General features: G+C 71.3%; 5 protein-coding genes. 4 read left to right on the top strand and 1 reads right to left on the bottom strand.

Going from position 1 to position 6,203, the window contains the following annotated elements:
* Window positions 1–8: 8 nt before the first annotated feature.
* A complete protein-coding gene (locus ACFQ6N_RS36510; RefSeq protein ID WP_380658406.1) occupies window positions 9–680 on the bottom strand; it encodes a hypothetical protein in 672 nt (223 codons plus the stop codon).
* 425 nt (window positions 681–1,105) lie between these two features.
* On the opposite strand from ACFQ6N_RS36510, the gene ACFQ6N_RS36505 reads away from it, so the two are divergent.
* The 4 genes from ACFQ6N_RS36505 to ACFQ6N_RS36490 all read left to right on the top strand — a co-directional run bounded on the left by ACFQ6N_RS36505 (window position 1,106) and on the right by ACFQ6N_RS36490 (window position 6,123).
* On the top strand, window positions 1,106–1,948 hold the full coding sequence (locus ACFQ6N_RS36505) for a nitrilase-related carbon-nitrogen hydrolase (RefSeq protein ID WP_380658405.1): 843 nt from the start codon (window positions 1,106–1,108) through the stop codon (window positions 1,946–1,948).
* Window positions 1,949–1,959: 11 nt separating this feature from the next.
* Window positions 1,960–3,390, top strand: a complete 1,431-nt coding sequence (gene hydA / locus ACFQ6N_RS36500) for a dihydropyrimidinase (RefSeq protein WP_380658403.1) — start codon at window positions 1,960–1,962, stop codon at window positions 3,388–3,390.
* A gap of 117 nt (window positions 3,391–3,507) precedes the next feature.
* Window positions 3,508–4,521: a TIGR03842 family LLM class F420-dependent oxidoreductase gene (locus ACFQ6N_RS36495; protein WP_380658402.1), complete on the top strand. Its 1,014-nt coding sequence runs from the start codon at window positions 3,508–3,510 to the stop codon at window positions 4,519–4,521.
* Window positions 4,522–4,560: 39 nt separating this feature from the next.
* Entirely contained in the window at window positions 4,561–6,123 is a 1,563-nt protein-coding gene (locus tag ACFQ6N_RS36490; RefSeq protein WP_380658401.1) for an NCS1 family nucleobase:cation symporter-1, read from the top strand.
* Window positions 6,124–6,203 lie beyond the last annotated feature (80 nt).

Below are 6,203 nucleotides of genomic sequence, written 5' to 3'. Positions count from 1 at the left end.
CGGCTGCTTTACGGACCTGCGGGCACGGGCGGGCGGTCGGGGGCCGCGGGGCACCGCAACGGGGGGGGGCCGCGGGTGGACCCCCCGGCGGCCCGCGCGGGCCCGAGCCCGCGCACCGCCCGGGCGGCCGTCACCGTCAGGATGCCCAGCGCGACCGCCCCGGCGGGCAGGAGCAGCAGCCACTTGACGGTGGCGAGCGCGGTGGCGGCGGCGAAGGGCGCGTCGGACGCACCGGCGGCCGGGCCGTCGAGCCCGCTGCGCAGCAGTGCGTCCTCGCCGAGGTCGCAGCAGGCGGCGAGCAGCCCGGCGCCGCCGAGCGCGAGGGCCAGGGGCCGGCGCGAGGGCCCGAGCATGTACCCGCCGAGCAGCGCGGCGGCCACCAGCGTCAGCCCGTAGCCGGCGATCAGCCAGCCGTCGGCGCGCAGCGCGGCCAGGTAGGCCCCGGCGTGCCCGCCGACCACCGCCTCGGCCGCCGCGCGGGAACCGGCCAGTTGGAGGGCGATGTCGCGCACGCGCGGCGCCCGGTCGCGGAACAGCAGCGCGCCCAGGGCGACCGGCAGCAGCGCGCCGAGCGCGAGCAGCAGCCCGGCCCAGGCGGGCAGGGCGGGCGGGCGCCCCGCTGGGCCCTCGTCCGCCGCCGTATGCCCGGTGCCCGCACCGGGCTTCGTCGCCACTGCCATCGCCAACCCCCGCTCGGTCGCCCCGATCCCCCGTGGACGGGCCGCCGAACTCGTATGTAACCACTGCGGACTGACGATTCGTAGTGATCCACAACGATGTTCGGGCAGCTTCTACCCCGCGATCACCGGATCCGCACCCGGAGTGCCCCGTTTCACTCTTATGAGTAAGGAGGGCACTTCCGGGGTAGATGAGCGTTTCATCCCACCCGGGCCCGTCCGCGTGTCCGCGTAACAAGATCGACCCAGACCCGTTTCCGCCGACGTATTGTCAGGCCACCAAGGCCCGGCCTACCGTCTACAGATCGCTTTCTACGCACGTAGACCCCTGCGGATCCCCGAGCGGACCCGCAGGTGAGTCCCGCCCCGTCAACCCTCAGACCGCGGGCCCGACCGCACGGCCGGGCAGCGGAGTTGCGGAGGTACCCATGTCGCAGATCGTCCGTGCCGCGCTCGTCCAGACCCGTTGGACCGGTGACCAGGAGAGCATGATCGCCCTCCACGAGCGGTACGCCCGCGAGGCCGCCGCCCAGGGAGCGAAGATCATCGGCTTTCAGGAGGTCTTCAACGCCCCGTACTTCTGTCAGGTCCAGGAGTCGGAGCACTACCGCTGGGCCGAGGCCGTCCCCGACGGTCCGACCGTGCGCCGGATGCAGGACCTCGCCCGTGAACTCGGGCTGGTCGTCGTCGTCCCGGTCTACGAGGAGGAACAGCCCGGCGTCTACTACAACACCGCCGCCGTCATCGACGCCGACGGCAGCTACCTCGGCAAGTACCGCAAGCACCACATCCCGCAGGTCAAGGGCTTCTGGGAGAAGTACTACTTCAAGCCCGGCAACCTCGGCTGGCCGGTCTTCGACACCGCCGTCGGCAAGGTCGGCGTCTACATCTGCTACGACCGCCACTTCCCCGAGGGTTGGCGCGCCCTGGGCCTGGCCGGCGCGCAGATCGTCTACAACCCCTCCGCCACCAGCCGCGGCCTGTCCGCCTACCTCTGGCAGCTCGAACAACCCGCCGCCGCCGTCGCCAACGAGTACTTCGTCGCCGCCATCAACCGGGTCGGTACCGAGGAGTACGGCGACAACGACTTCTACGGCACCTCCTACTTCGTCGACCCGCGCGGACAGTTCGTCGGCGACGTCGCCTCCGACAAGGAGGAGGAACTCGTCGTCCGCGACCTCGACCTCGGCCTGATCGAAGAGGTCCGCCAGCAGTGGGCGTTCTACCGCGACCGCCGGCCCGACGCCTACGGACCGCTCACCGAGGCCTGAGGAGCAGCGCGATGACCACCCGCGACCCGCAGCAGCGCACCGTCGTCCGCGGCGGCCTCGTCATCACGGCCACCGAGGAACTCCACGCCGACGTCCTGATCGAGGGCGAGCGGATCGCCGCCCTCGCCGCCACCGGCAGCTCCGCCGCCGAGGCCTGGACCGCCGACACCGTCATCGACGCCACCGGCCACTACGTCATCCCGGGCGGCGTCGACGCCCACACCCACATGGAGCTGCCGTTCGGCGGCACCGCGGCCTCGGACACCTTCGAGACCGGCACCCGGGCCGCCGCCTGGGGCGGCACCACCACCATCGTCGACTTCGCCGTCCAGCCCGTCGGCGGCTCGCTGCGCGAAGGCCTGGACGCCTGGCACGCCAAGGCGGACGGCAACTGTGCCGTCGACTACGCCTTCCACACCATCGTGTCCGACGTCAACGACGCCGTCCTCAAGGAGATGGACGCGCTCGTCGACTCCGGCGAGTCCACCTCCTTCAAGCTCTTCATGGCCTACCCCGGCGTCTTCTACAGCGACGACGGCCGCATCCTGCGCGCCATGCAGCGCGGCGCCGCCAACGGCGGACTGATCATGATGCACGCCGAGAACGGCATCGCCATCGACGTGCTCGTCGAACAGGCGCTCGCCGCCGGGCACACCGACCCCCGCTACCACGGCGAGGTCCGCCGCGAACTGCTGGAGGCCGAGGCCACCCACCGGGCGATCAAGCTCGCCCAGGTCGCCGGCAGCCCGCTCTACGTCGTGCACGTCTCCGCCGCCTCGGCCCTCGCCGAACTCGCCCAGGCCCGCGACGCCGGGCTCAACGTCTTCGGCGAGACCTGCCCGCAGTACCTGTTCCTCTCCACCGACAACCTCGCCGAGCAGGGCGCCGACGGCTTCGAGGGCGCCAAGTACGTGTGCAGCACGCCGCTCCGGCCGCGCGAACACCAGGAAGCGCTCTGGCGCGGGCTGCGCACCAACGACCTCCAGGTGGTCTCCACCGACCACTGCCCGTTCTGCTTCGTCGGGCAGAAGGAACTCGGGCGCGGCGACTTCTCCAGGATCCCCAACGGCCTTCCGGGCGTGGAGAACCGGATGGACCTGCTCCACCAGGCCGTCGTGGACGGGCACATCAGCCGGCGCCGCTGGGTCGAGATCGCCTGCACCACGCCCGCCAGGATGTTCGGCCTGCACCCGCGCAAGGGCACCATCGCGCCGGGAGCCGACGCCGACCTCGTGGTGTACGACCCCGCCGCGGTGCAGACCGTCTCCGCCGCGACCCACCACATGAACGTGGACTACTCCGCGTACGAGGGCCGTCGACTCACCGGCCGGGCACGGACGGTGCTCTCGCGCGGCACCGTCGTCCTGGACGGCGGGACCTGGCTCGGCCGGGCCGGGCACGGCGCCTTCCTGCGCCGCGACACCTGCCAGTACCTCGTCTGAAGTCGCCCGCCCCCTTTGTCCACGTGCCGCCGCCCGGCCCCGGTCCGGGGGCCGGGCGGTGCCCTCCCATCCCCTTTGCCCCCTGACACCTTGACCCCCTTATCCCTGGAGCCAGTCATGGACATCGGCCTCGTCCTGCAGACCGACCCGCCCGCCCGTCTGCTCATCGACCGGATGATCCGCGCCGAACAGGCCGGGTTCAGCCACGGTTGGACCTTCGACTCCTGCGTGCTGTGGCAGGAGCCCTTCGTCATCTACAGCCGGATCCTCGCCGAGACCGAACGCCTGACCGTCGGCCCGATGGTCACCAACCCCTCCACCCGCACCTGGGAAGTCACCGCCTCCCTGTTCGCCACGCTCAACGACATGTACGGCAACCGCACCGTCTGCGGAATCGGCCGCGGCGACTCCGCCATGCGGGTCGCCGGGCGGCGCCCCGCCACCCTCGCCCGGCTCTCCCAGGCCATGCACGCCATCAAGGAGTTGGCCGAAGGACGCCCGACCGAGGTGGACGGCACCGAGATGCACCTCCCGTGGGTCGGCCCCGGCGCGTCGCTGCCGATCTGGATGGGCGCGTACGGGCCGAAGGCGCTCGCCCTGACCGGACGTCAAGCCAACGGATTCATCCTGCAGTTGGCCGACCCCTACCTCACCGAGTTCATGGTCAAGGCGGTGCGGGCCGCCGCCGTCGAGGCCGGCCGGGACCCGGACTCGGTCACCATCTGCGTCGCCGCCCCCGCGTACGTCACCGCCGACGACTCGCCCGCCGCGCTCGGCCACGCCCGGGAGCAGTGCCGCTGGTTCGGCGGAATGGTCGGCAACCACGTGGCCGACCTGGTCGCCCACTACGGCGAGCACTCCGACCTGGTGCCGGCAGCGCTCACCGAGTACATCAAGGGCCGCCAAGGCTACGACTACAGCCACCACGGCCGGGCCGGCAACCCGGACACGACCTTCGTCCCGGATGAGATCGTGGACCGCTTCTGCCTGATCGGCCCGGCGGAGGTGCAGCGCGCCCGACTGGCGGAGCTCCGCTCGCTCGGCGTCGACCAGTTCGCCGTCTACGCCATGCACGACGCGATCGAGACCACCATCGACGCCTACGGGACGGACGTCATCCCCCACTTGTGACCCCCATGTGATCCCAGTTGCAGCAGACGGGAGTTGCCCATGGTCCACGCCGCCACCGGCGACGGCAGACAGCGGCAGCACCCCGACGGCCGGGTCGAACTCGACCCGGCCGCCGGAGAGTTGCCCCCCAACGGCTACACCAGCGACGACCTGCGCCCGGTACCGGTGGCGCGGCGCACCTGGTCCACGTACAACTTCCTCGCGCTCTGGGTCGGCATGGCCCACAACATCCCGTCCTGGACCCTGGCCTCGGGCCTGGTCGCGATCGGCATGGACTGGAAGCAGGCGGTGCTGACCATCGCACTCGCCAACCTGATCGTGCTGGTGCCGATGCTGCTCACCGGGCACGCCGGCACCAAGTACGGCATCCCGTTCCCGGTGTTCGCCCGGGCCGCGTTCGGGCTGCGCGGCGCCAACCTGCCCGCCCTCGTCCGGGCGGCGGTGGCCTGCGCCTGGTTCGGCATCCAGACCTGGATCGGCGGGGAGGGCATCTTCCTGCTGGCGGGCAAGCTGCTCGGCCAGTCCTGGCGCACGGCGGCGGAGTTCGGCGGCTACCCGTGGACGCAGTGGCTCTCGTTCCTGGTGTTCTGGCTGATCGAGATGGCCATCATCGCCCGGGGCATGGAGGCCCTGCGCCGGTTCGAGAACTGGGCGGCACCCTTCGTCATCGCCGGCGCGCTCGCGCTGCTGGTGTGGATCACCGTCAAGGCGGGCGGACTGGGCCCGCTGCTGGACCAGCCGTCCACGCTGGGGTGGGGCGGGGCGTTCTGGAAGGTCTTCTTCCCGGCGCTGATGGGCATGATCGGGTTCTGGTCCACCCTCTCCCTCAACATCCCCGACTTCACCCGCTTCGGCGGCAGCCAGCGGGCCCAGATCCGCGGCCAGGCGCTGGGCCTGCCGACGACGATGACGCTCTTCGCGCTGCTGTCCGTCCTGGTCACCTCGGGCTCCCAGGCCGTCTACGGCGAACCGGTGTGGGACCCGATCCGGCTCGCCGCGAAGATGGAGAGCCCGGTCGGCATCCTGTTCGCGCTGCTGACCGTCCTGGTCGCGACGCTGTCGGTGAACATCGCCGCCAACGTCGTCTCACCGGCCTACGACCTCGCCAACCTGCTGCCCAGGTTCGTCAACTTCCGTACCGGGGCGCTGATCACGGGCGTGGTCGGGATCGCGATCTTCCCGTGGCGGCTGATCTCCGACCCGCACGTCTACATCTACACCTGGCTGGGCGTGGTCGGCGGCCTGCTCGGGACGGTCGCCGGGGTCCTGCTCGCGGACTACTGGCTGCTCCGCGGGACCCGCCTCGAACTCGCCGAGCTCTACCGGCCCGGCGGGGCGTACTGGTACACGGGCGGATGGAACTGGCGAGCCGTCACGGCCCTGCTGGTGGGCGGTCTGCTGGCGGTGGGCGGCTCGTACTCCACCGTCGACGCCCAGGGGGCCAAGCAGGGCCCCTTCCCGGTGGACGGCCTGATCCCCTTCCTCAAACCGCTGGCCGACTACGGCTGGGCCGTCGGACTCTCGACGTCGGCGGTCCTGTACGTGCTCCTCGGCGTCCGTCGCGGCGCAGCCGGTGGCAGGCGGGCGAGGGTGAACGGCTGACGGTTGACGGCTGACAGATCACAGATCACAGATGACGGCGAACAGCGAACAGCAGACAGATGACAGCTGACAGATTTCGA

It is taken from the genome of Kitasatospora sp. NPDC056446, from assembly GCF_042796115.1.
Classification (GTDB): Bacteria; Actinomycetota; Actinomycetes; order Streptomycetales; family Streptomycetaceae; genus Kitasatospora.
This window is presented reverse-complemented; position numbering and strand designations above follow the sequence as displayed.

Coding starts and splice junctions, on each gene's coding strand:
- hydA (WP_380658403.1), top strand. CDS start 1,960: ATGACCACCCGCGACCCGCAGCAGCGCACCGTCGTCCGCGGCGGCCTC.
- ACFQ6N_RS36510 (WP_380658406.1), bottom strand. CDS start 680: ATGGCAGTGGCGACGAAGCCCGGTGCGGGCACCGGGCATACGGCGGCG.
- ACFQ6N_RS36490 (WP_380658401.1), top strand. CDS start 4,561: ATGGTCCACGCCGCCACCGGCGACGGCAGACAGCGGCAGCACCCCGAC.
- ACFQ6N_RS36505 (WP_380658405.1), top strand. CDS start 1,106: ATGTCGCAGATCGTCCGTGCCGCGCTCGTCCAGACCCGTTGGACCGGT.
- ACFQ6N_RS36495 (WP_380658402.1), top strand. CDS start 3,508: ATGGACATCGGCCTCGTCCTGCAGACCGACCCGCCCGCCCGTCTGCTC.